The sequence below is a fragment of the Marinomonas aquiplantarum genome, from assembly GCF_003314975.1.
Lineage (GTDB): Bacteria > Pseudomonadota > Gammaproteobacteria > Pseudomonadales > Marinomonadaceae > Marinomonas > Marinomonas aquiplantarum.
Window position 1 is genome coordinate 449,237 of record NZ_QNRF01000003.1, and the last position, 26,152, is coordinate 475,388.

Here is a 26,152-nt window from a genome sequence, read left to right on the forward strand (position 1 = left end):
GCTTACTTAACTTCCATTTGCGCAAAGCGCTCACGGATAATAGGACGAACCCACTCGGCTAAGGCTTCATTTGGCATTAAATCGATCAATTCATTAATAAAACCAAAGTTCAACATCACTTGTGCTTTTGATTTACTAATGCCGCGCGTTTCTAAGTAATAAAGCGCCTGCTTATCGATTTCAGCAATGGTTGCACCATGAGCACAACGCACATCGTCAGCGTAAATTTCCAATTCAGGCTTTGTGTTGATTTCCGCTTTGTTCGACATCAACAAATTACGGTTATTTAACTCAGCCAAAGTCTTCTGTGCATCACGATGAATGTGAATACGGCCGTTAAACACCGCTCGCGCACGATCTGCCACAATACCACGCACATTTTCTTCTGTGGTGCCATTTGGCATCGCATGCTCAACGGTAGCATGCAAATCAAACAACTCTTTGCCATCCAACAAATACATGGCATTAAGCTTGGCATCGGCAAATTCACCTGCGTGAATAATATCCGTATCTAGACGAGACAACTCGCTACCAAAGCCAACAATCGTACTGTGCATTTTAGACTTGTCGCTCAATTGGAAATGACTACCGCCAATAGTGAGGTTCGACCCAGTTTGCAATGCAAAACGATAATGCTCGAGAGACGCTTCTGCCGCCACATCGTATTCAACAAAAGCAGTACTAAGACTATCGCCCTGCGATTGAACATCCTCAATCACCGCCAGCTGAGCACCTTTCTCTAGGCGCACTAAAACACGGGTATGAGATTCCGCTCCAGCACTTAGCAAAGAACTGATTCGCAACGGCTCAGCAATTTCAATACCTTCTGCCACGGTAACCAGTAGCACGTCTTTCGCCAGTGCATCATTCACCAAACCGAATAAATGACGTTCCGGCTTAATATTTGAAAAAGAACGCAAAGCTTCTGCTTGCTGATCTGCTGACAAATCTTGACCAAGCTGAACAGTCAGTCCCGTCGGCAAGGCTTTAGTCGATTGCAAAGCATCAAATTGACCATTTACAAATACCAGCTCAATCGCAGAAACATTCGGAATAGCCACAGGCGTTAAGTCAGACACACTGTCTAGTGCTTTCGCCGAACTACGCTCAACGGCTTTAAGAGGTGTGTAGCGCCAAGCTTCTGTTTTCCGTGTTGGCCATTGAGTATTCGCCAAAGCATCAAGTGCCTGAGCACGCTTTGGTGCTAACCAGTCTTGATTATCTTGCCCTCGAGCGATGGCACTTTCTAACCATTCACTCATGCGTTACCCCTCTAACTCATCTTCAGCTGGCTCTGTTTGCAACCAAGCGTAACCTTGTGCTTCCAATTCATGAGCCAAAGAAGCATCGCCACTTTTAACAATTTTTCCGTCTGACAAAACGTGTACAAAGTCAGGCTTAATGTAATCCAATAAACGCTGGTAGTGAGTCACAACGATGAAGCTACGATCTGCAGAACGCTGACTGTTTACCCCTTCTGCGACCACTTGCAATGCATCAATATCCAAACCTGAGTCGGTTTCATCCAAGATGCAAAGCTTCGGCTTCAGCAACAACATCTGCATTAGCTCGTTACGCTTCTTCTCACCACCAGAGAAACCTTCATTTACGCCACGCTTTAGGAATGACACGGGCAAATTAACCTGTTTACAAGCCGCTTTGGCTTCTTTTAGGAACTCAGCCGATGTCACGGCTTCTTCACCACGGGCTTCACGTTGAGCATCAACAGCCGCTTTTAGGAACTCAAGATTGCTAACGCCAGGGATTTCGACAGGGTATTGGAAGGCCAAAAACAAACCAGCGCGAGCACGCTCTTCTGTTTCCATATCAAGTAAATCTTCGCCATCCAGAGTCACACTGCCACTTTCAACAGAATAACCATCACGACCTGACAACACATAACCCATGGTACTTTTACCTGCACCATTTGGTCCCATAATGGCATGTACTTCGCCCGGCTTAACCTCAAGGTTAAGGCCTTTAATAATGTTCTTTTCTTCCACGCTGGCGTGTAAATCTTTAATCGTCAATAAATTCGACATGCTAAACAGTTCCTTAACCTACAGAGCCTTCAAGGCTAATTTCTAGTAACTTGCCCGCTTCTACGGCAAATTCCATCGGTAATTCTTTAAACACTTCTTTACAGAATCCGTTGACGATCATCGAGACCGCTTTTTCTGGATCTAGACCACGTTGCTGACACAAAAACATCTGCTCATCACTGACCTTAGACGTCGTCGCTTCGTGCTCGACAATGGCAGAAGGATTGCGACTCTCAACATAAGGGAAAGTGTGAGCACCACATTGATCGCCGATCAACAAAGAGTCACATTGAGTAAAGTTACGTGCACCTTCCGCTCCTGGATTCATTCGCACCAAGCCACGGTAGCTGTTATTGCTCTTACCGGCTGAAATACCTTTCGAAATGATAGTCGACTTGGTGTTTTTACCAAGGTGAATCATTTTGGTACCGGTATCCGCTTGCTGACGACCTCGCGTCAAGGCAACCGAATAAAATTCACCAATGCTGTTGTCGCCTTTCAATACACAGCTTGGGTATTTCCACGTGACGGCAGAGCCAGTTTCAACTTGCGTCCAAGAAATCTTGGCATTGGTATGACAAACACCACGCTTGGTCACAAAGTTATAAATACCACCTTTGCCCTCTTCATCACCTGGATACCAATTCTGAACCGTCGAGTATTTGATTTCTGCATCGTCTAGTGCAACCAACTCAACCACAGCCGCGTGCAACTGGTTTTCATCTCGCTGAGGCGCTGTACAGCCTTCTAGGTAACTCACATGGCTACCTTCGTCAGCGATAATCAAGGTACGCTCAAACTGACCGGTATTTTGCTCATTAATACGGAAATAAGTAGATAACTCCATTGGGCAACGAGTCCCTTTTGGAATATAGACAAATGAGCCATCCGTAAACACAGCACAGTTAAGCGCTGCATAATAATTGTCTTTTTTAGGCACCACGCTGCCTAGGTATTTTTTCACTAGATCTGGGTGCTTGTGAACGGCTTCTGAAATAGGGCAAAAAATCACCCCCGCTTCTTCAAGCTTTTCTCGGAAAGTGGTAACAACAGAGACAGAATCAAATACCGCATCAACCGCAACACCAGCCAGCATTTGCTGTTCAATCAACGGAATGCCAAGCTTTTCATAGGTTCGCAATAGCTCAGGATCCACCTCGTCTAAAGACTTAGGTTTGTCTTTCATACTCTTTGGCGCGGAGTAGTACGAGATCGCCTGAAAGTCGATTTTGGGGTAATCCACCAGCGCCCAATCTGGCTCGTCCATTTTTAACCAATCACGAAAAGCACTTAAACGCCATTCGAGCATCCATTCAGGTTCACCTTTCATTTCTGAAATACGACGAATGACATCTTCATCCAGTCCTGGCATAAATGTTTCTGATTCCACATCAGACACAAAACCCGCTTCGTATTCCCGTGCCAGCGCCTTATCTATCTGCTCTGTCATATAAAACTCACTCATTATTGGAGCCTACTAAAGCGAGAGCTTAGTAGATTCCACACCATTAATTGATTATCTAATCGAGAATAGCCGCACTAATTTTGCTGCTATCAAGGCCGAGCGGTCGACTTTCAAGATTTTGTCGCTCCGCTACTTGGCGCACATCGTTTCGGCGCACCAATTGCTCTAAACTAATTTGACTTAAAAAGTCATGTATTTGATCACTTAAGTCACACCACAAGTGATGGGTTAGACAAGTATGACCACTCTGGCAGTCACTGCGCCCTTTACAGCCTGTCGCATCGACTGACTCATTCACCGCATCCACAATTTGCGCAACGTAAATATCATTATTGGAACGACTCAAACGATAACCACCGCCGGGGCCGCGCACACTGATAACCAATGCCTTCTTACGAAGTTTGGAAAACAATTGCTCAAGATAGGAAAGGGAAATCCCTTGTCGCTCAGAAATATCCGACAAAGAGACCGGCCCTTTGCTCGAATGTAATGCCAGATCTAGCATGGCGGTTACTGCATAGCGACCTTTTGTTGTAAGACGCATAAGCTACCCAATTAATACTTTCTGTAAGCCTAAATAATACACAAAACCTAGTGTTTTTATCAAGTATTTACCTGACTAAAATACTAGGTTATTAACCAGCCAACCAAATTTTCGTGCGCATTTTACGTGGACTTGCATAAAAACTAAACCGCATATTGAGTTTTGAGCAGAAATTCATCGACAAACAGCCCCATAAAAAGGCTCCTAATTGCCCAAAAATCGCATAGAATAAATAGAAATCCATTCACCGATAGAAGAGTCATTATGAAAGACAACAACGACAATTCATCAAACAGCGCAGGACAGAAGCCCAAAAGCGTACTTGTACCGTTTCTACTCTGCTTTATTCTCAGTGTTGGGGCATCTGGTGGCATCAGCTTTTTTCTCGTCAGCTCCTCTAAGGACGACCCAGAACTAGACAGCACGTTAAGTAAGTACGATGCTCGCATCACGGATGTGCAGAATGCGCAAAAAAAATACAGCCTTCAAATTGATAAAATTGAAAAAGACAGTGAAGAGCTGAAACTCTATCTTCGCCACAGTAGTGCGACAGCCCTAAAAAATATCTTAATCAATCAAGAAGAGAACATTCAGTCTTACCTGAAAGTCATGAAATCGGCTATGAACGATTTATCACGTATCACACCGGACAGTGCCGATTGGAACAGCCAATACCAATACCGCTTGGACTTGGCTCTAAAGAACAGCCTGGAAAGAGAAGACTTGTTGCGCTTACTGAAAACCGGTGAACCCAACGAAAAAGCCTCACAATAATGAGGCTTTTTAGGATTACCAATTACTATCACCCCTTCGCAAGAGTAAGCTTATTTAAATGCTAGCGGCGAGAGTTGTGCCTTGCTTTATCGCCCGCTTGGCATCTAACTCAGATGCCACACTCGCACCACCAATCCAATGCATCGGCTTGTTCAATCCGGCTTCCAATAAGCGGTTCGATTCCTGTCCAGCACAGATAATCACATTATCCACATCCAGTACCTGATCTTTGCCCTCTACAGACAAATGCAAGCCCTGATCGTCAATCTTGTGGTATTCACAACTGGACAACAAAGTTGCGCCTTTTTTAACCAATTCGGTGCGATGGATCCAGCCTGTGGTTTTGCCTAGATTCGCCCCGACTTTACTCTTCTTACGTTGTAGCAGAAAAATTTCTCGTTCGGCAGGCTCAAATTTTGGCGTCATACCTTCAACACCACCACGAGCTCCCAAACTCATATCCACCCCCCATTGCGACATAAAGTCTTGGATCTTCTGGGTTTTATAGGTTTCAGCATGAATAAGGTATTCCGAAATGTCGAATCCGATACCACCAGCACCAATAACGGCTACTCGCTTACCAACTGGGTGACCATCCATAACATCTAGATAACTCAACACTTTTGGATGATCGATACCATCAATACCTGGAGTACGAGGCAAAATCCCCGTGGCTAACACCACTTCGTCCACATCAGACTGATTCAGAAAGTGCGCATCCACTTTGGTATTCAACTGTAAATTTACCCCTGTTAATTCCACCTGACGTTTGAAATAGCGCAAGGTTTCATAAAACTCGCCTTTACCTGGAATACGCTTGGCAATATTAAACTGCCCACCAATCTCACTCGCAGCATCGTACAAGGTTACATCATGACCACGCTTAGCCGCGGTTGTAGCAAACGCCAAACCAGCAGGGCCAGCACCAACCACAGCGATGCGTTTCTTTTCTTCTGCAGGGGCAATAATCAATTTGGTTTCATGACATGCACGAGGGTTCACTAGGCAAGAAGTTAATTTGTTAGCAAATACATGATCTAAACAAGCTTGATTACAACCAATACAAGTATTGATCTCGTCGGCCCTGTTTTCCTGCGCTTTTACCACAAATTCAGGATCTGCCAAGAAAGGTCGCGCCATCGAAACAATGTCCGCATCACCGCGAGCTAATACGTCTTCCGCCACATCTGGCGCATTAATACGGTTCGAGGTCACCAAAGGAACATTTAACGACGCTTTTAGCTTAGCGGTCACCCAAGTAAAGGCCGCTCTTGGTACCTTTGTGGCAATAGTTGGTACACGTGCTTCGTGCCAACCTATCCCAGTACTGATGATACTTGCACCGGCTTTTTCAATCGCTAAACCAAGCTCTACCACCTCTTCTAACGTGCTTCCGCCTTCAACAAGATCCAGCATAGACAAACGGTAAATAATGATAAACTCTGCACCAACCGCTTCGCGTACACGACGCACGACTTCAACGGGCAGACGAATACGTTTTTCATATTCCCCTCCCCACTCATCCTCTCGCTGATTAGTTCGGGCTGCAATAAACTGATTCAAAAAGTAACCTTCTGAGCCCATGATCTCCACACCATCGTAACCAGCCTGTTTAGCCAATTTAGCAGCGTTCACAAAGTCATTGATTTGCTTTTCAATGCCTTCATCCGTTAGGGCTTCTGGTTTGAAAGGGTTGATCGGAGCTTGAATGGCAGACGGTGCGACCAGCTTTGGATTATAGGAATAACGACCTGTATGTAAGATTTGCATACAAATCTTACCACCTTCTTGATGAACCGCCTTGGTAATGACCTGATGCTCCGCAACATCTTTTTCAGATGCCATTACCGCCGCCCCAGCGTACACAACACCTTCAGCATTTGGCGCAATACCACCTGTTACGATTAAGGCAACACCACCTCGAGCGCGTTCCGCATAAAAAGCGGCCATACGATCAATGCCACCTTTGACCTCTTCTAGACCTAAATGCATTGACCCCATTAGCACACGGTTTTTGAGTTGAGTAAAACCAAGATCCAAAGGCTGAAATAAATGTGGGTAAGTTGCGTGACTCATAAGCGACTCTCTTATTATTGTGGCTTAAATTTTAACTATTGCTGCTGCCCGCTCGCAATGTTGACACCGTCAAGATAAGTTTTCATTTTGACATTGTCAAGTTAGCCAGATAATAATCACCAGATGACAAACTCAAAAAAATATCATCATGGTGATCTCACCAAGTCGTTACTGGATTCTGCTTCCAGTTTAATCAAAGAACATGGCGTCGAAAGTTTAAGCATGCGCAAACTTGCCGACGTTGTTGGCGTATCACGTACAGCGCCTTACCATCACTTTAAAGATAAAAATGCCCTCCTGTGTGCCTTAGCGGAAAAAGGCTTTTATGAGCAGGAAGAACTGCTTTGTCAGCTTCTAAAACAAACGCTCCCCACAGCAGACTTATTTAAACAGTATGTACACCTTTACTTAGAATACGCACAACAACACAGTGAAACTTATGACCTCATGTATGGACGAGTCATCTGGAAAGCAGGCACACCGACAGACAGCTTAGTCGCGGCTTCGCGACAAACCTTTAAAACTTGGATTGATTGGGTAGAGAAACTACAACAGGAAAACATCTTACCAGCAGACAACAGTGCCCTAAGAATAGGTCAAACGACTTGGGCTAGCCTACATGGATTGGCGAGATTCTATCTAGATGGGATTTACTTAGACAAAGAAGATTTAAGCGGCATGGTTGATCAAATGATCAAAAACCTATGCCGCTCACCTCACTGAACACCCGAATTTAATTTCGAAGTGGACGATACAACTTAATGGAACAAACGCGCTTCAAATAGATTGGATTGTTTGAAGCGATCTAATGTCTTCGCACCAGCTAACACAGCCAGATCCAACACCGGCTCTAATAACACAACACTCATATAAGCTAGGCTAAAACTGGCAACAGAACTGACACTTTCTGCGCCAAAGCCTTGTCCATAAAAAGCCCAAAATGCTACCCAAGCCACAATACCACCTTGGTACATGAGGGACAGCTGCAATGTTTGTTTATAAGAAATATCTACATAGGCTGTGTTAGGTGAAATAACTCGTTTCGCCACCATGGACATGGCAAACAATGGCAGCAATAAGGTCGTCATGTTCATACCATATTGCGGCAAATCAAACGGCGCAAAAAACACACCTTGAATCAATAAGCCTGACGCTAAACCAATGGCCGCCGCCGCGGGACCAAATATGAGAAATAAGGTCGAGCCCAATATAAAGTGAACTTCTGACACACCAACGGCCTGATGAGGCAGCACTTCAAAAAAGAACAAAACCAACAAACTGGTCATCAGACTTCTTCCCAATAGTGAGAACAAACCGGACTGTTTAATTAATTCCAACGACGACTTGAGAGTTAATCCCACTGCCGCCAAAGCCGTACCATAACTCAATAACATCTTGGCGCCGTCAACAACACCTGCTTCAATATGCATTTTTTTACTCCTAATATGCAACACACTCACCCGTATGCGCTAAATCAGTATCTACTCATGTAGACTCTATCCATGAAGGCCGGTCTCCGGACTTGTTAGCCTATTGATCGATCAACATTTACGACTCAACTCCTTCCCACCTTCGCAGTGCAATTGAATCCGTTAACCAAAGCTAAAACATACCGTTGCGGGGGCAGTACAGGCTTAGTATTCACATACCTGTTTCCCGTTTACTCCGTCGCCAGCTTTTAGGTTGCGACATGACACCTTCATAATCCATTACCCTGACGCACTTCAATTAAGCGACAGAATACGCCAAAGAGACTACTGCCTCTGTCTTCATTAGGCAATTTTAAATCGGCATTATTTTTATTTATGGGAAAACCATGAGATACCCAGCCTAAACAATAACAAGATGTAATTTTTCGTTACCAGTTTGCACTTTGTATGATCATTTAGACGCGGCAGATCACATTTAATAAAGAACTAAAGATTTGATTTTATTTACATTTTTAGAAAAAAGAAAAAAGCGAATATATAGACACCTCAGTGATATTTCCTAGAGTCGAACTGCTATTCACAAAAAGACACTATTTCATCGAAAATAAAACACTAGAATTTACACTCAATTATTGCGATGAAATTTGCGAGTTAGCATGTCACATAGGAAAGTGAAAATTACACTGGTTAGTTTACTGTGTTCGTTTGGCTTAGCCTTCTTTTTAGGAGAAGCGGAAAGCAAGCGACTCTCACAACAAGCTTCCGCTGAACTGGCGCAAAAGAACGAAAAACAAATCGCCTTTCTGGAGAATTTATTCCATTCCATTTCTCTGGTGCTAAATCAGACTTCAGATCTCTATCAAGGACAATGCAATACCGACGTTCTAAACTTCATGCGAAAATCTATTTTTAATATTGATGGCGTGATCGAAATTGGTGTTGTGAAACAAGGCAATAACAGAGGCACTTTAACCTGCAGCTCTTGGGGAGAAAGCGAAATTCAAGTTCGTAACCCTGAGTACCATGAAGGGTTCAAGTTTTCTGGTCCACACATCTCCAATTTGTATAACGAACAAATTTACGTAATCAAAAAGTCGACTCAAGAAATTGAATTCAGTGCTTTGATCAAACACACATCCATTGATAACTTACTGCAAAACATCAAGATAGATACCAACCCCAAAGGAGCGGACCTTGGAACCAATGAAGCAGAATTGCCTTCTGAATTCATAAGCAACCTATATTACAGTTACCAAGACAAACAAGAGTTGAACGCGTCTGATGTGTTTTACCTCTCTATCTTTGTGTTGTCGTTTTTGTTTTTTCAATTTATCTCTATTCCTTTTTTAACCTTCCTAACAGACAAGAAAAGGCTAAAGCGTAAAATCTATTCCGATACATTTTTTAATGTTTACCAACCTATTATTGACTCACAGAGCGGCTCTGTTTTTTCTTATGAAATTTTCACTCGCTGCCAAGACCAAGAGCACGCTGTCAGTATTATTAACAGCATCAAAAAGCACAATCTCTATGTTGACCATACTTTATGGCAACTGGATAAACTTTCGACAGAGCGCAGCCATTTTCATTGTAAAAATTTTCAAATCAACCTTTCCGCTAAGCATTTGGTAAACAGTAAAATGATGGATTATTTAGCCTCCATTGATGCGGCTGCACGACAAGAGATTATTATTGAGATTACCGAAGATGAGGACTTGTTCCTCAACCGAGAGAAAATCCAAATGACCATAAAAACGCTCAAAGAGCTAGGTTACCGTTTTGCTTTGGATGACTTTGGGTCTGGCTTTTCGAACTTTTCTTACATTTTTGAGTTCGACTTCGATTTCATTAAGATCGATAAGAGCATTCTAAAATCAAAGAACGGCGAATTTTTGGTGTCTTTCATTGAAATTTTCAAAACCCTCAACATCCCCTGTATCATTGAAGGGGTTGAAGACAAGGAAGACCAAGACAGACTAACCAGTCTTGATGTTCGCTATCACCAAGGCTGGCTCTATGGCAAACCGAAAAAAGCAGGCATGGCTTAAGGAACAACGCAAATGGATGAGACTTGATAGACGCTGCTATCAAGTCTCAATAATTATTGAGACGGCCGACGTCCAGACAAAGAACTACGTTCATTCATTCTCGCCTCTACCCGCTTAAGTAAAGACGTACGATGGAAAATAGTGCCGCCAATAATACCAATGGAACTGCCGATAAAAATGTCCAATAACCTATGCTGCAACAAGATATCAGTCGACATATTAGCGCTGGTAAATTCCGCCATAATCACTGTTAGAGGAGTAATAAAAATCACGGCGGCGCCGTAGTTTTTAACGATTAACACCTCAATCAAAAACTGAAACATAAACATGAACAAAGCCAAATACCAGTAATTAGGCTGAATCGAAAAAACACACCAAGCCAACCCCATACCAATCACAGTGCCAATGATTCGATGTACATTTCGATGCCAAATCATGCGATAGGTTGCCCCTTGCAAAATGGCCGCACAGGAAATCGGCACCCAAAGAGCATTGGCTAACTGTAACCACATAGCGATCAAATAAGACAAACCAATAAAGAACGCGACCAAAAAACCTTCCAATAAAATCGCATTCACTCGAGGATCGGTTTCAAATTGACTGAGCGGTAGATCGTTCGCGCCAGTCATCAAGCTGTAAATAAAAGCAATAACACATGCCATCATGCCGCCCAAAGCCACCATTCCAACATTGGCTGGCAGTTTCGCTAAATCAAACGGTAAATAAATGGCCAATGCCGATACTAAGATAAAGAAAAAACTCCCTGGCGGCGGTAAACAGTAATATCGAGTAATCACGATGGCACCGAAGGATAAAATAGCCAAGGCTAAAGCCGCAGTATACGGGTTAAAACTCGACAAAGCCCCGACACTAAAGCACAACATAAAGCCGAATGAACACATCGCCATGGTTACCATACGATGTGCCGTGCGAGTTTTCGGTAAATATAGAATCACCATGGCCCCCAAACTGGCTAAAGTAGCAATGGCGAACTGACCCAATGCCGCACCAATAAGAGGAGGAATACCAACACAAATAGCCGCCACGACCGCAATGTGCCAAGGACGTTTCACCTCACTCCATGAAAACAGACTTCCTAATTGCTCTTTAATTGACTTCAGCAATGAAACACTCCTTTATTGATCTGACAGAATGTACATATTAACGGTAAATTCGTTCAGCCCACACACTTAACCCAGATGCTACGCTACCAAAATGATCTCCATCTACGACAGGAATACGGCCAATTTCAGCTTCAATAGCAGCTCGGATAACAGGAGATTGAGCCGAACCGCCAGTGATGTAAATGAGGTCAGGTTGTTCTCCTGCTTGCTCAATGGCTTCGATCATCAAAGACAGCATTTTCTGCAACGGCGGCGCTATAGATTTCGCCATGGCTTCACGAGGCAAACTCAACGACAATTCGGCTTCAATGTAATCCAATGAAACTTGATGAGATAACGAACTTGAAAGGGCTATTTTAACCTCTTCCGCATTACGAACAATGTGAAAGTTTTGCTTATCTTCTCGCAATCGAGCAAAACGAGAAAGCAATTCAGGGTGCTCAGCATCTCGTAACAACTCTTCTATCTGTTGCTGAGTTTGCTGACTATTGAACGTAGAAATAGCTGACACATCATTGGTGGTCACGGCATTCCAATACAATTGCGTCGGCATGGGTAAACCGGTTTTAAGTCTCGAGTCCATTCCAAACAATGGCATAAAATGCTTACCCGCAATACGTATGTCTAAATCATTCCCCCCAACGCGTTCACCCGTATGGGCCAGAAAGTCCTCTTTACGGTCTAATTTTTCAGCATAACTTGGTCCCATTCTGACCATCGCACAATCCGTTGTACCACCACCGATATCAACCACTAAAACCGTTTTATCTTGCTCAAGTCTGGTTTCGAAATCTAACCCTGCGGCAATCGGTTCATATAAAAACTCAACAAACTCAAAACCCGCTCTTTTACTGGCCGTTGTCAGAATATCAAGGGCTTGACGATTACTCGCTTCAGCATTGATTCCTTGAAAGTTAACAGGCCGACCAATAACAGTTCGCGTTAAACGGTGCCCTAATGCCGCTTCGGCTTTTTGCTTAACATTCTGCATCATGCACGCGACCACATCCTCAAAGAAATGAATGTGTTCACGGCGTAAACCCGACCCGCCTAAAAAAGACTTTGGCGATTTGACAAAATAGCCTTCTTCTGGAAAATCATAATATTCAGCAAAGGCTTTTCGACCAAAAAACAAGACTTGATCGTCCTGCCTTATATCCTCTTCTCGACGCACTCGCTGTGCTCGTAACAGAGCAGCTTGCCTATCGTGAAGAAAGGCTTGGCGTTGTGCCTCATCAAGCATATTATGGCCGACGGATTCCGTTATCAGGTCTCGATCGAGTGCGTATAATGTGGACGGCAGAAATGCGTTGTTCTCTTCCAAAGGAAGTAGACGTGCCCCCTCCTCAGACATAACCCCCATTGCGCAATTAGATGTGCCATAATCGAAACCACAAATCATTTGTTAAACCTGACCTTATATTCACGAATGTTTTGAAAAGCAGCGGACGATAACATAGAGACAATAGACTGTCAGCTAAGCTGATCTAACAATTAAATGCGTCAATGACATTCTAAAAATAAACCAGCCAAACGCAGCGAAAGAATAAAAAACGCTCAAAGGAACAATACTGAGATCACCATAAATTTAGTGTTTATGGATAACACACACTAACCAATAGGAGCAGATAATGCACCTTTCGCTACAAAGCAAAATCATGTTACAAGCCATACTGGTTGCCGTTATTATTGCTATCGGAGTCGGTGGCGTTTCCTTTTACGATTTCACCACCAGCAGTGAAGCCAGAATCAAATCGGAAGCGAGTTCACAGGCCGAATCCATCTCCACATACATTAACGCTTGGTCCGATGATCGTTCAAACACGATGAAAGCCGTCAAACAAAAAATTGAACGGGCATTAACCGCCAACCCACAAGCTAACGAACAACAAATTCTCGATATATTGCAGCAAGCACAAAGCAGTTTGAGTTTTGGAATGACATTTTTAGGGCTTGAAAATGGCGCTATGTATCGACACAACCCTGCCTTGAATAGTGCTGATTACGATCCGAGAGTTCGTAGCTGGTACAAAGACGCCAAAAGCAAACAATCTGCTTATGTCACCGCCCCCTATATTTCTTCGTCAACGAAAAAGCTCTCTATGACGTTTGTTGAACCCATTATTATCAATGGGCAATTTAAAGGAGCCATTGGCGGTTTAGTATTTTTAGATGATTTACTGGACAAAATTACCGCGATGAATGTGCTTGGTGATGGCTATAGCACTTTGCTTGATGGTAACGGAAAAATCATTGCGCACCCAAATAAAGCCCTTATTCTAAAAGAAGCGACTGAGTTATCCCCAAATTTAACAGCAAGCTTTTTAAATGAGGCCCGACGCACAGCCAAATTCACCAATCTAACCATCCAAAACCAAGACACCTTAATGTACGCCAGTAAAATTGAGAATAGCCCTTGGGTGTTAGGGTTAATGATGGATCAAAAAACGCTAGACGCACCACTTTACAAACTGGGTTTAAACATTCTCATTGCAGTGGTCATTTTATTAGTGCTGGTTTCTCTGGTCGTTATGCAGATTTCACGCATTCTATTAAAAGACTTACGACGTGTTTCTGACAGTATGGCGCAAATCGCTCAGGGTAATGGCGATCTTACCCAGCGCTTAACGACTCACTCAAAAGACGAAATTTCGGAACTGGTCAACAACTTCAACCACTTCGTTGCCCTACTACAAACCACCATTTCGCACTTAAAAAAAATCGGTGTGGATTTATCCGACCAAGCTAATGCCTCTTATCGTTCATCACAACAGAGCGCTCAAAAACTGGAAGAACAACAAGGCAATATTTCCATGGTTGCCACCGCCATTCATCAGATGGCACAAGCCACACAAGAAATCGCCAGCAATGCCACCAACACCGCGAATAATGCCGATGAAACGGTCGCGTCGAGCAACCTTGGTCAGCAACAAGTAGAGAAAAGCCAGAACAGCATTCGTGCCCTAGCCTCTGATATAGAGGGTGTTGCAGATGTGATCAATAATTTGAGCCAAAACGCCGATGGTATTAATACCATCCTGACTACGATTTCAGGAATTGCTGAACAAACGAATTTACTGGCGCTAAATGCTGCTATCGAAGCCGCACGAGCAGGCGAACAAGGCCGAGGATTTGCCGTGGTCGCCGATGAAGTTCGCGTCTTGTCACAACGTACTTACAGTTCCATTGAAGAAATTCAATCCATGATTGAAGCACTGCAAGGCATTACAAAAGACGCGGTGAATAAAATCAAATTAAGTCATAACAAAGCAGAAAGCAGTGTGTTGGATGTCAATGAAGCCAAAAACAGCTTAGACCAAATCCAACACTCAGTGACCATGATCAATGATCGTGCTGCACAAATTGCTACTGCAACAGAAGAGCAAACCAGCGTCACGGCGGAAGTGAATCAAAACACAGCTGACATTCAACAGAGTGCCACCGAACTGGTCACATTGGCTTCAGACAGTGCGACCCGCGCGGAAGACCTCAAAACACTTTCAGACGATCTAATGAAAAACATTAATCACTTTCGAACCTAAACCGGCTTCGCCCTCTCTAAAACAAAAATGCCTGACAGTCTTCACTGTCAGGCATTTTTTTGATCGCAAATCAGGTATGTCTAGTCAAATTTTATACCAAAGGTGATACACCGATCACAACTTTATGTAAGAAAAACACAATGGCGAACCAAGATACCATGGCAAACACAAAGGCAATCATATCGTATTGCACTCCGCTTTCTTCACGCTGTACGCCATTTTTACGATCACGACGACGATAAATAGCAAAACTGGCCACAGACCAAACTAATAAACTACCGAATAAAATGACATCAGCCAACGTACCATTGCTCATCAAGTGCGCAAAAGCCCACAATTTCACAGCAATTAAAAACGGATAGCCCATTTTAGATTTCAAGCTTGTCTTTGGCACCATCGCCGATCCAAGTGCAAATAAAGCAACTAACATCACTAACGCGGAGATATGCTGAACCACAACCGGAGGAAACCACAACCAAATAGGCTCGAGGCGCATTTTCTGGTATCCCAAAACAATCAGCGCCAACGACAATACGCTCAATAAAATAAAACGCGTACGCCACTGCACCAAACCCGTTTTTTCAAGGTGCATCTCACGCCAGTTTGGCGCCACTACACGTATCGAATGAACGCAGATAAAAATCACCAAACCCACAACTAACATCAACATTAAACATGCCCTCTCATTATCCCCACTCGCTATTAAAGCTACCTAGCCTATAGCAAAAAACGCAGCGAATTATAAAGCAGATCAGCGAATAAGGATAACGACTAAATTTGCACAAAAATCGCACATTGGCGTTGAGTGCAGAAAAAACCGTTAAATGACGCGAAAAAGCCATTGAAAGACGGCCAGAAAGCTAGAAAATCCTCACTTGTTTGCTAGAATACCGACTTTTTTACAATCGAGCTGGTGCCATGATTAAAACCCCTTACTACCTCATAGACAAAGCGGCTTTATTAAAGAATTTAGAGAAGATTGCCTATGTGCGTGAAAACTCTGGCGCCAAGTCTTTATTAGCGTTGAAATGCTTTGCGACTTGGTCTGTATTTGACCTGATGCAAGAGTATATGGATGGCACCACTTCTTCCTCTTTATACGAAGTAAAATTGGGTAAGACCCGTTTTCAAGGTGAAACTCATGCTTACAGCGTGGCGTATTCTGATGAAGAAATCGAAGAAGTATTGGCCCACTCTGACAAGATCATTTTCAACTCGATTGGTCAGTTCAATCGCTTTAAAGACATTAGCGCAAACAAAACTCGCGGTTTACGCGTTAACCCACAAGTCAGTACCTCAGAGTTCATCATTGCAGACCCTGCACGCCCTTTCAGCCGTTTAGGTGAATGGGACCCGGAGCAAATCAGCAGCGTCATTAATGACATCTCTGGCTTCATGTTCCACAACAACTGTGAAAACGACAGCTTTGAGTGTTTTGACGAGATGCTTAATTTGATCGAAGAGCGCTTTGGTCACCTGATTGCACAAGTGAAGTGGGTGAGCTTAGGCGGCGGCATCCACTTTACAGGGGAAAACTACCCACTAGACCGTTTTTGCGAACGCCTAAAAGCCTTTGCCGAACAATACGATATCCAAGTCTATCTAGAACCAGGTGAAGCCAGTATCACGAAGAGCACAACCCTTGAAGTAACCGTGCTGGACACCTTATTCAATGGCAAAAATTTGGCCATCGTCGACAGTTCCATTGAAGCCCACATGTTGGACTTATTAATCTATCGTGAAAACGCCAAAATGCTGCCTAACGACGGTGAGCACCAATACATGGTGTGCGGTAAATCCTGTCTTGCAGGTGATATTTTTGGGGAATTCAACTTTACTAAACCTCTAAAAGTGGGAGATCGCTTGTCTTTTCAAGACGCGGCGGGTTACACCATGGTGAAGAAAAACTGGTTTAATGGCGTCAAAATGCCATCCATAGCCATACGCCAACTGGATGGCAGCATCGAACTCGTAAGAGAATTCGACTATCAAGACTTTGAACAGAATCTGTCTTAACTCTACAGACTCAATTTTTGGAGAGAGTGTTACTATGAAAAAAAATGTCCTCATTATTGGTGGCGGAGGCGTGGCGCGCGTGGTCGCTCACAAATGCGCTCAACACAACGACACACTGGGCAATATCGCAATTGCTTCACGTAGCGTTGCGAAATGCGACGATATTGTCGCCAGTGTCTTAGACAAAGGCAGTATGAAAGTCGAAGGCCGCATTCAAGCATTTGCCCTAGACGCTCTAGACGTGCCAGCCACTGTAAAGTTGATTCAAGACACCGAATCGCAAATCGTCATTAACGTCGGTTCTGCCTTCATTAATATGTCTGTTTTGGAAGCCTGCATTGAAACCGGTGCTGCTTACCTAGACACCGCCATTCACGAAGAACCTGAAAAAATTTGTGAGCAACCACCTTGGTATGCCAACTACGAATGGCAACGTCGTGAGCGTTGTAAAGACAATGGTATTACCGCTATTTTAGGTGTTGGCTTCGATCCAGGTGTGGTGAACGCCTATGCCGCTTTGGCTTACAACGATTACTTTGACAGCGTAAGTGATATCGACATCATCGATATCAATGCGGGCAGCCACGGCAAATACTTTGCCACCAACTTCGATCCTGAGATCAACTTCCGTGAATTTACCGGTCGTGTTTACTCTTGGCAGAATCGCCAGTGGCAAGAAAACAAAATGTTTGAAATCAGCCGTACCGATGATCTACCTGTGGTCGGCAAGCAAACCGCGTACATGACAGGTCACGATGAAGTTCACTCACTATCACAGAACCTAGACGTACCAAACGTACGCTTCTGGATGGGCTTCGGCGAACATTACATCAATGTCTTTACGGTATTGAAAAGCTTGGGACTCTTGTCTGAGCAACCAGTGAAAACCGCAGAAGGCCTAGAAGTTGTACCATTAAAAGTAGTGAAGGCGGTATTGCCAGATCCTTCTTCTTTGGCACCTGAATACACAGGCAAAACCTGCATCGGTGATGTGGTTAAAGGCATCAAAGACGGTGAAGAAAAAGAAGTCTTCATCTATAACGTGGCCGACCACAAAGACGCTTACAACGAAGTGGGCAGCCAAGGTATTTCTTACACCGCTGGTGTACCACCGGTGGCAGCGGCTATTTTGGTGGCAAACGGTACTTGGGATGCCAAAGAAATGCGCAACGTTGAACAGCTAGACCCAAAACCTTTCCTAGGTTTGTTGAACGAAATGGGGCTACCAACACGCATTAAAGACGAAAACGGCGACCGCCCTTTCACGCTTTAAGCCAACCTATTCTTTAACTAAGAAAAAGGTAACAAACAAAAATCCCCAGTGAGAAAGCTCACTGGGGATTTTTTTATGATCCATTGCGGTAAACCAGCTCATTTAGAGATGCGATTCAAAGAGGCTTTCGTCTTTTCCAAAGCTTGCCTTGGCGTCATTTCCCATACCTTCACGAAAGCTTTATAGATACCCCACAAGAACAATAACGGCATGACCAAGGTTTTTAGCAAAAACAGCGCCATCAAATTTAAGAACTTATCCATGGACGCATTCAAGGAATCCACATAACCCAAAATTTTGCTTTTGGCGGCCATGGTGACACGACTAAAACCACTGGTAAGACTTTCAAAGGTGCTCATTTTGTCATTCATACGCTCCGTAAAAGAGGCTATTTCATCTCCACTCTCTTGTTCTTGATCTGACAGATCAGCCAAGCTGAGACGTTGAACGCGAATCTTGTCGTTCACCTGATCCAATTTGGTTTGAATGGCTTTCAAGGCATCTGAGCGGTTAAACAAACTATTAAAAGTCCCTTCTTCTTTCATCAGCTTCGCTTTCTGCTCGTTTAGCATGGCTTTGTCTTCATTAAGCTCAGCTAAGGCTTCACGCAACAATGACATTTGCGCTAACAGAGCATCATGCTTTTGTTTTTCTTTTTGCAAATCTAGGGCAGCTTGGGATTTTAGCTCTGCGGTCAAATCCAATGATTGATCCAATTCATCGGGGGAAACAGGAAACGCCTCCAGCGCCAAATTGTTTTGCGCAATGCGTGGCTCAACAAAGGCACTGTCTACCCAACCGCTTGCTAACGCCACTAAGGCAATGGAAAACTTACACAGACAAGCAAATAGAAACACTCGATAAATCACCACCAAGCCACTGAGAGAAAAGTAATAGCAAACTAAGTAGAGCACGCCAGACACGCTGATAAAGACTTTGAAATACAGAGTTTGGAAGATTTCCACGAGAAACTTTTGGATCAATAACGACGAAATGGCGTACTTCATAATGGACGAAAAGTCTTCCACCAAATCATTCAATGGATCCAGCATTTCACCAATCTGAATGGAGCCAACGATGGGAACATTGAGTGTGACAGTCGACAGCACTGACACAGTGGCATTGAACAATCTGGCCAAGCCAAACGACACGGAAGACGTCACTAACGAGGCATTTATGTAGTCTTCGGCGTAACTGTCCACCACTCCCACCCAAGCCAGCACAATCACCACTGACACAAATAACAAAGCGCGCCACCTTGTAATCCACTGCTCCATACTCTTCCCTTCTTATCGTATTTTTACTGCATCAAACATGGACACTAGCCTAATTTTCAATCGATCGCGAAGCATTCGACTATTTTTTGTTCAGCTTGTTTGATCTGCATTACACTTTGGATCTGACCTTACTCACCAAGAACTGCTAACATAGAGACAAAAAAATCGACCACAATAAGGAAAACATATGAGTCTGATTTGTGAATTGAATGATTTACGACGCTTGTATCACAAAGGTAAGACAAAGATGTTATCAGGAACAATCAAAAAATAGATCTACTGTACAGAAAACGCCCAGATATCATCCAACTTGCTATAAGGAGACTGCAATGATGATACGCGATACAAACCTCATGAAAACAAAACTATGGCTGACTTCTGCACTGCTTTTTGTCTGTTGCATTTGCTATGCTGCAGATGGTCAAAATAATCAGTTTACCTTGGTGATCAATGGGCAAAAGACGGAAGCACTGCCTATTGGATACAAATACATTGAGCATAATGAAATATTACTGGATAGCACGACTGGAAAACCGGTCGGTAAAGCCAGCGAACTCCTTAACCCCATGCCTATGGTAGAGAAAAGAAAGAATGGAGCTCTTTATTTAGTTGATGCAATAGATGACAAGGGTTATCACCTGCAAAACTATACACAGACTAAAGCAAGACATAATTGGGTACATAGATGGGACAAGCTTGGCATAGGATACCTATCAATTGATGACGTCACTTTATGGAGTTTAGGTGAAAATGAAGGTTCTGAGATTGAACTACTTGTTTACAACAATCAGAAAAACAAAATAAAAGGCCGGCTGCGAGATTTTGCAACCCTTTCACATACCGGTACTAAATATTCCATCGATTTTTTAATATATGAGATTGATGGTGACTGGCTTAAGGTCGGTGATGATGCTTGGTTTAAATATGATAAGCGTTTCACTAGCATCAGCTATTGGCAGGACAGTTTAGTCGGAACACCTGAAGATGAAGGTTGGCCTGGTTACTCCATTCTTAATCAACCACTACTGACCAAGGATGCATCCGGTCAATATAGCCAATCCAAAACGCGAGTAACCACCGAAGGTAAATTCATCTACTTACTGGAAAATGACGGCAACTATGGTTATGTAATGGCAACAGACAAACCTATCCCAACATGTGGAGATAAAAAAATCCCCCTGAAAGTGGACAAAGGCTGGATCCGAACTTTCGATGACAATAAGACACCGATATTACATATTGAAGGGATGATCTGCTAAACAAAGAATGCCTTGCTAGGCCATTCACTTTAATCTCAGTATCAAGCTAAAGTGGATGTTCAGATATCATGATATTCGACGGCTTTTTCTTCACCTTGTTTGAACTGCATTACACTCTGGATCTGACCTTACTCACCAAGAGCGACTAACATAAAGACAAAAAAATCGACCAAAATAAGGAAAACATATGAGTCTGATTTGCGAATTGAATGATTTACGACGCTTATATCACAAACGCGTTCCAAAGATGTTTCAAGGGTATTGCGAGTCAGGTTCATGGACACAGCAAACCCTTAAGTTAAATACTTCTGACTTCGATCACATCTTATTTCGTCAAAGAGTAGCGCGAGATTTAGAACCACGATCACTCGCCACTAGACTAGTAGGACATGATGCTAAAATGCCCCTAGCCTTAGCGCCCGTTGGGTTATTGGGCATGCAACATGCTGATGGTGAAATTCTCGCCGCCCAAGCCGCCGAAGAATTTGGTGTGCCTTTTACCTTGTCTACCATGAGCATTTGTTCCATTGAAGCGGTGGCCGCCAAAACCCAATCGCCCTTCTGGTTCCAACTTTATGTGCAGAAAGACCGTGAGTTTACTAAAAAGCTGATCGACCGAGCCAAAGCCGCAGCTTGCTCAGCCTTGGTCGTGACCTTGGATTTGCAAATGATTGGCCGTCGCCATGCGGATCACAGAAACGGTATGACAGCGCCACCGCGATTAACTCTCCCCAATATCATCGACATGGCTCGTCGACCACGTTGGGCCATGAATATGCTGCAAACCAGCAATCGAGAGTTTGGTAATATTCAGGGCTGTGCTACCGGTGTAGACGACATGAACGACCTAATGAAATGGACGGCAGGTTCCTTTGATACCAAACTCAGCTGGGAAGACATCCGCTACTTCCGCGACCTCTGGCAAGGGCCTCTCATCATCAAGGGCATCATGGAAGTGGAAGACGCTAAGGAATGCGTCAAACTCGGTGCCGATGCGATTGTTGTTTCAAACCATGGTGGTCGTCAGTTAGATGGTGCGCGCTCTTCTATCAGCACCTTACCCGAAATCGTCGCTGCGGTCGGTGATCAGATTGAAGTTTGGTTAGACAGTGGTGTACGCAGTGGCCAAGACATCATCCGAGCGAAAGCACTCGGCGCAAAAGGCGTCATGGTGGGCCGACCTATGGTGTATGGCCTTGGTGCCATGGGCAAAGCCGGTGTTACTCGTATGTTGGAAATCTTCCACGAAGAAGCTGAACTCACCATGGCCTTCATCGGCCACCGAGACATTAAAGACATCAACCGTAATGATGTGGTGTTTCAACATGAAAAATTTAGAGATGTTTGAGACCAGGTAAAACCATCGATATGAACAAAAAAAGCAGTAGACCCCCTACTGCTTTTTTCACATCTCATAGTATTAGATCAAAAGAAGCACTGAACTAAAAACAGAGCTGAATTAGGCAAATTCTGACCCAGCGTCTAGCAAGGCTTCCCATAAATATTGAGAACTGGCTAAATCAGACAACAAGAGATAATACTCTTTACCCTTTCCTTCCTGTCTGGCCACGATGGCATTAACACGAGCCACAGACGTTTGAGCAATGCTCCCCACAGGGAACACATCACCTCTTAAATCCACACCGCACACTTTGGAAAACATACTTGCCGTTTGCTCGCCACTAAACAAAAAACAAGCATGACTGTGTTGGCAAAATAAACGGTATACATCCTCTAAAGGTTCCGAGCTAAGCTCTAGTTTTTCAATCAATTCATGGTAAGTATTCTCAATATCCACCAGCCAGAATTCGGTCTTGCTGAGGCGCAATACTACTAGGCTGTCTTCGAAAAGCAGGGATTGGTTTGCTTGACTGGGAATAGGCAAACCTTGTGATGTCAAAAAGCTTGCTGCGCCCTGTCCTCTAAACCCCACTCTCGAATTGACAGTACAATCCTGATAACGAATGCTGGAAGTCGATGACCCTGTGTCACTTAAATCAATCCTACTTTTACGTAAATTAGGCACCGCACTTAAGCTAAAAGATTCCATTACAACACCTCCTGACGAGCATTGTTTTCATCATAAAAAGGCAATTTAACGACTTCAGCCATGACAATTTCCCCATTATCCACACGAATCGGAAATCTTGTACCAAGCTCCTGTTGATCCACCCCGACAAAAGCCATGCCGATGTTTGCCCCAACCGTACTGGAATACTCTGACGAGGTAATGTTGCCCGTAATGGCACAATCAACTTGACTGGCATTGGCCAATACCAAATGCCCTTCTTTTGGTCGAGTGACCTTCGCATCAAGTTTAAAACCAACCAGTTTTCGAGTCTGTTTTCGCGCCATAACAATGTCGACAGATCGACAGCCAATGAAGAAAGGCTTCTTACGATTAACCGCCCAATTTAAAGAAAGTTCACCGGGATGCGACATGCCATCTGTGTCTTGGCTGACAATGATATGGCCCTTTTCCAAACGCAGTAATCGTTGAGTTTCGACACCAAAAGGTTGCATATTAAACTCGCTACCCGCGTCCATTAAACGATCCCAAATGCCTTCGCCTAACAAGCTCGGCATATGAATTTCGTAACCTAATTCACCAACAAATCCGACCCTCATCAAGCGCACCGGGACGCCATCGATAGTGCCCTCCCGATAAGCGAGATAAGGAAAGGCTTGGTTTGAAAAGTCCACATCAAAACACACCTTACTCAGCACTTTTCTAGCGAGTGGGCCAGCCACGTTAACCGCCGAAAAAGCCGATGTCACATTCGCAATGTCCACCTCTAAACGCCATTGCGCGTTCCATTTGGTCATTTCTCGATAAACCGCATCCACGCCACTGGTCGTGGCGGTAATGTAGAAATGGTTTTCCGCAATTCGGCACGCCACACCATCGTCCACCACCACGCCTTGCTCATTGGTTAACACTGCGTAGCGTGTTTTACCAACCGGCTGCTTTAGAAAGCCAAAGGTATAAATGCGATTCACAAATTCCGCTGCGTCTGGGCCTCGCACCTCAAGACCGCCCAAGGTACTCACATCGATCATGCCCACCGCATTGCGCACCATTTGAGCTTCTTTTTGAATCAACTCATCGCGATCAGCAGGGTCTCCATAATAGGCAGGACGACGCCAAATACCTGCTGGAATCATATGAGCGCCAAGCTCAAGATGACGCTGATGCATTGGTGTGTATTTATGAGGGCTAAAAATACGCCCAGCAAGGTGCGCTAATTTCTCAGGGACAAAAGGCGGTCTGGCGGTTGTGACGCCGGTTTCCGTCACGGTTCTATTCGTCGCCTCAGCCACCAAACGAGCCGTTGGCAAGGCCGAATGGCGGCCTTGAGATGGTCCCATCCCGACTGTGGAAAATCGTTTCACGAGTTGCACATCGCGATAACCCAGACGGGTCGCATTGACGATGTCTTTGGCTTGTAGATCTTCATCAAAATCGACAAAGTCCTTGCCTTTGGGATGTTTGAAAATAGGCCAAGGAAAGTTCGTCTGCTGATCACAAGCAACGACCTCAGGTTCACTGCTCGTAAGACCTAATGAGATCACACTCTTGTATGCGGCTAACTGACCGTCACGAATCACCGCATCCAGTTCATGCACACCATTGGCAGACCCAGCCACATGCAGGTTGTTCGGCAAACTGGTCAGTGAAAAACGCGCATTGTCATCGTTATAGCTGAGTTTTGCCCCCGCCTGACAAAGCAATTGGTAAACCGGCATATAGCCTGCGGACATGCACAACATGTCGCAAGGAATCGTCACGCCACCCGCCGAGACTTGTCCTTTGCCTGTGATGTTATGCACTTGCACGGCCGACAAACGTTTCTTATCCGAACTAGGCAAAGCTTCATACACAGTGGCATTTAAGCGAACCTTGATGCCTTGTTGCGCCACGGCGTGTTGCAACGTCTCATCAGCACCCTTGGCACGCATATCAACAATAAGAGGGACTTGTACGCCATTGCTGACCAATTCAAGTGCACACAAATAGCCATCATCATTGCCGGTCAGAACCACGGCGGTGTTGGCTGGTCTGATCGCATATTGGGACATCAGTCGCATCGCTGCGCTCGACATCACCACCCCCGGCACATCGTTATTGCGAAACACAACGTGCTGCTCAAACGCCCCAGATGCCACAATACATTGTTTCGCTCGGGCTTTGTACATGCGATTGCCTTGAATAATCGGCAAGTAGTTGTCGGTAAACCAACCGTTACAAGTTGCGTTATTTAATACCGTGATTTTTGGGTGATTTAACACACTTTTTTCGAGTTGATTTCTTAACGCGTTAGCACGCACACCTTCAACATCAAAGCGATGATAGGTCAGCGCGCCGCCTAACATAGGGTTTTCATCAACCAGTAACACACTGGCACCCTCTTCTGCGGCTTTCAAGGCGGCCGCGAGACCAGCAGGGCCAGCGCCAATCACAGCCACATCATGAAACAGATAGGCTTTGTCGTGGTAAACCGGTTTGAAGCTCAGATCGGCAAAGCCTAAACCGGCTTTTTTACGTATGAAGGGTTCCCATTTATCCCAGATGCCCATTGGCTTATAAAATGCTCGGTAATAAAAACCCACTGGCATAAATCGACCCGCCAAGCTCAATTTCGCGTCTTTATCCTGTTCAAGAGAGCCATTGTAGTTTTGTCCCAACACTTCCAAATCTGCCGAAATACGCTGCTTATCAGCCAAGACATTTGGTTCACTGTTAAGCTGCACCAAGGTATTCGCATCTTGACCGGCCATGGTTAAAGGCCCACGTGGTCGATGATATTTAAAGGAGCGCGACATGAGCCACTGATCGTTTGCGATCAAAGCACTTGCAATGGTGTCACCCTCAAAACCTTGATAGTGTTGTCCTTCGAAGGTGAAATTAAGCGTTTTTTGTCGATTAACGAATAAGCCTAACGGGGCTGGTAGTCGGTTCATGCTCATGCCCTTTTCTCCTCAGTGACGGCGGCTGCGCTGTCAAACTCAACACGTTTAGTAAAGCGTTCAGATGGATCATAGGTGTTCAGAATCTCATCGCTGGCCGTATGACGTTCTGCAATAAACCAATAACCAGAAGGGGAATGAAACCACCACTCCATCACGACTCGAATGGTATTTTCAGAATAAAACACATAGTCAGCCCACTCTTTGTCAGAGCAGGTCACATGATCAGGCATCGACTTTACTTCGCCGCCATACACAAATTCACTGATATTTCTGAGCCCATTTAACGGGCAATTCATCATTTTCATCTTGGG

At 44.3% G+C, this 26,152-nt stretch carries 21 protein-coding genes and 1 riboswitch; of the genes, 8 read left to right on the forward strand and 13 right to left on the reverse strand.

Translation table 11 applies throughout. From position 1 onward, the window contains the following. Window positions 1-2: 2 nt before the first annotated feature. From sufD to iscR, 4 genes are all read right to left on the reverse strand, one after another. The gene (gene sufD / locus DFP76_RS07895) at window positions 3-1,262 is read right to left on the reverse strand and encodes a Fe-S cluster assembly protein SufD (RefSeq protein ID WP_113874094.1); all 1,260 of its coding nucleotides are present in this window, start codon (window positions 1,260-1,262) and stop codon (window positions 3-5) included. A gap of 3 nt (window positions 1,263-1,265) precedes the next feature. Continuing rightward, on the reverse strand, window positions 1,266-2,042 hold the full coding sequence (sufC, locus tag DFP76_RS07900) for a Fe-S cluster assembly ATPase SufC (protein WP_113874095.1): 777 nt from the start codon (window positions 2,040-2,042) through the stop codon (window positions 1,266-1,268). 13 nt (window positions 2,043-2,055) lie between these two features. After that, complete coding sequence (gene sufB, locus DFP76_RS07905) at window positions 2,056-3,492, reverse strand: Fe-S cluster assembly protein SufB (RefSeq protein ID WP_113874156.1); 1,437 nt, start codon at window positions 3,490-3,492, stop codon at window positions 2,056-2,058. A 70-nt stretch (window positions 3,493-3,562) separates the two neighbouring features. After that, window positions 3,563-4,051, reverse strand: coding sequence for a Fe-S cluster assembly transcriptional regulator IscR (gene iscR / locus DFP76_RS07910; protein ID WP_113874096.1), 489 nt, complete (start codon window positions 4,049-4,051; stop codon window positions 3,563-3,565). A 264-nt stretch (window positions 4,052-4,315) separates the two neighbouring features. Here iscR and DFP76_RS07915 point away from each other — a divergent pair, with 264 nt between their 5' ends. After that, window positions 4,316-4,825 (forward strand): hypothetical protein, encoded by a 510-nt coding sequence (locus DFP76_RS07915; RefSeq protein ID WP_113874097.1) that lies wholly within the window; start codon window positions 4,316-4,318, stop codon window positions 4,823-4,825. A gap of 54 nt (window positions 4,826-4,879) precedes the next feature. On the opposite strand, the gene DFP76_RS07920 is transcribed toward DFP76_RS07915, so the two are convergent. Then, window positions 4,880-6,901: an NADPH-dependent 2,4-dienoyl-CoA reductase gene (locus DFP76_RS07920; RefSeq protein WP_113874098.1), complete on the reverse strand. Its 2,022-nt coding sequence runs from the start codon at window positions 6,899-6,901 to the stop codon at window positions 4,880-4,882. Window positions 6,902-7,024: 123 nt separating this feature from the next. Here DFP76_RS07920 and DFP76_RS07925 point away from each other — a divergent pair, with 123 nt between their 5' ends. After that, window positions 7,025-7,624, forward strand: a complete 600-nt coding sequence (locus tag DFP76_RS07925) for a TetR/AcrR family transcriptional regulator (protein WP_113874099.1) — start codon at window positions 7,025-7,027, stop codon at window positions 7,622-7,624. Window positions 7,625-7,659: 35 nt separating this feature from the next. Here the strand turns inward: DFP76_RS07925 and DFP76_RS07930 are convergent, their stop codons facing one another. Further along, window positions 7,660-8,331 carry an energy-coupling factor ABC transporter permease gene (locus DFP76_RS07930; RefSeq protein ID WP_113874100.1) on the reverse strand — a complete coding sequence of 224 codons (672 nt, stop codon included), beginning with the start codon at window positions 8,329-8,331 and terminating at the stop codon, window positions 7,660-7,662. Between the two features lie 60 nt (window positions 8,332-8,391). Further along, a riboswitch (cobalamin riboswitch) is annotated at window positions 8,392-8,617 on the reverse strand. A gap of 385 nt (window positions 8,618-9,002) precedes the next feature. Between DFP76_RS07930 and DFP76_RS07935 the strand changes: the two genes are divergently transcribed. Next, window positions 9,003-10,379 carry an EAL domain-containing protein gene (locus DFP76_RS07935; RefSeq protein ID WP_181799806.1) on the forward strand — a complete coding sequence of 459 codons (1,377 nt, stop codon included), beginning with the start codon at window positions 9,003-9,005 and terminating at the stop codon, window positions 10,377-10,379. A gap of 53 nt (window positions 10,380-10,432) precedes the next feature. Here DFP76_RS07935 and DFP76_RS07940 read toward each other — a convergent pair whose 3' ends face one another. Together DFP76_RS07940 and yegD are read right to left on the reverse strand one after the other, a co-directional pair. Continuing rightward, window positions 10,433-11,503, reverse strand: coding sequence for an FUSC family protein (locus DFP76_RS07940; RefSeq protein WP_113874102.1), 1,071 nt, complete (start codon window positions 11,501-11,503; stop codon window positions 10,433-10,435). 37 nt (window positions 11,504-11,540) lie between these two features. Further along, window positions 11,541-12,905, reverse strand: coding sequence for a molecular chaperone (gene yegD / locus DFP76_RS07945; protein ID WP_113874103.1), 1,365 nt, complete (start codon window positions 12,903-12,905; stop codon window positions 11,541-11,543). 229 nt (window positions 12,906-13,134) lie between these two features. On the opposite strand from yegD, the gene DFP76_RS07950 reads away from it, so the two are divergent. Further along, complete coding sequence (locus DFP76_RS07950) at window positions 13,135-15,045, forward strand: methyl-accepting chemotaxis protein (RefSeq protein WP_113874104.1); 1,911 nt, start codon at window positions 13,135-13,137, stop codon at window positions 15,043-15,045. Window positions 15,046-15,136: 91 nt separating this feature from the next. Here DFP76_RS07950 and DFP76_RS07955 read toward each other — a convergent pair whose 3' ends face one another. Continuing rightward, the gene (locus tag DFP76_RS07955; protein ID WP_113874105.1) at window positions 15,137-15,715 is read right to left on the reverse strand and encodes an NnrU family protein; all 579 of its coding nucleotides are present in this window, start codon (window positions 15,713-15,715) and stop codon (window positions 15,137-15,139) included. Window positions 15,716-15,963: 248 nt separating this feature from the next. Between DFP76_RS07955 and nspC the strand changes: the two genes are divergently transcribed. Both nspC and DFP76_RS07965 read left to right on the forward strand, forming a co-directional pair. After that, complete coding sequence (gene nspC, locus DFP76_RS07960) at window positions 15,964-17,061, forward strand: carboxynorspermidine decarboxylase (RefSeq protein ID WP_113874106.1); 1,098 nt, start codon at window positions 15,964-15,966, stop codon at window positions 17,059-17,061. A 34-nt stretch (window positions 17,062-17,095) separates the two neighbouring features. After that, entirely contained in the window at window positions 17,096-18,334 is a 1,239-nt protein-coding gene (locus DFP76_RS07965; RefSeq protein ID WP_113874107.1) for a saccharopine dehydrogenase family protein, read from the forward strand. A gap of 98 nt (window positions 18,335-18,432) precedes the next feature. Here DFP76_RS07965 and DFP76_RS07970 read toward each other — a convergent pair whose 3' ends face one another. After that, a complete protein-coding gene (locus DFP76_RS07970) occupies window positions 18,433-19,611 on the reverse strand; it encodes a hypothetical protein (protein ID WP_113874108.1) in 1,179 nt (392 codons plus the stop codon). A 329-nt stretch (window positions 19,612-19,940) separates the two neighbouring features. Here DFP76_RS07970 and DFP76_RS07975 point away from each other — a divergent pair, with 329 nt between their 5' ends. Continuing rightward, window positions 19,941-20,870 carry a hypothetical protein gene (locus tag DFP76_RS07975; RefSeq protein ID WP_113874109.1) on the forward strand — a complete coding sequence of 310 codons (930 nt, stop codon included), beginning with the start codon at window positions 19,941-19,943 and terminating at the stop codon, window positions 20,868-20,870. 187 nt (window positions 20,871-21,057) lie between these two features. Beyond that, window positions 21,058-22,218 carry an alpha-hydroxy acid oxidase gene (locus DFP76_RS07980; protein ID WP_113874110.1) on the forward strand — a complete coding sequence of 387 codons (1,161 nt, stop codon included), beginning with the start codon at window positions 21,058-21,060 and terminating at the stop codon, window positions 22,216-22,218. Between the two features lie 111 nt (window positions 22,219-22,329). On the opposite strand, the gene DFP76_RS07985 is transcribed toward DFP76_RS07980, so the two are convergent. Genes DFP76_RS07985 through DFP76_RS07995 form a run of 3 tightly spaced genes read right to left on the reverse strand, consistent with a single transcriptional unit; the run spans window position 22,330 to window position 26,146 of the window. Continuing rightward, the gene (locus tag DFP76_RS07985; RefSeq protein ID WP_113874111.1) at window positions 22,330-22,920 is read right to left on the reverse strand and encodes an aminomethyltransferase family protein; all 591 of its coding nucleotides are present in this window, start codon (window positions 22,918-22,920) and stop codon (window positions 22,330-22,332) included. After that, window positions 22,920-25,838, reverse strand: a complete 2,919-nt coding sequence (locus DFP76_RS07990; RefSeq protein ID WP_220150987.1) for an FAD-dependent oxidoreductase — start codon at window positions 25,836-25,838, stop codon at window positions 22,920-22,922. Before DFP76_RS07990 ends, DFP76_RS07985 begins: the two co-directional genes overlap by 1 nt. Then, window positions 25,835-26,146 (reverse strand): sarcosine oxidase subunit delta, encoded by a 312-nt coding sequence (locus DFP76_RS07995; RefSeq protein WP_113874112.1) that lies wholly within the window; start codon window positions 26,144-26,146, stop codon window positions 25,835-25,837. Before DFP76_RS07995 ends, DFP76_RS07990 begins: the two co-directional genes overlap by 4 nt. Between the last annotated feature and the right edge of the window lie 6 nt (window positions 26,147-26,152).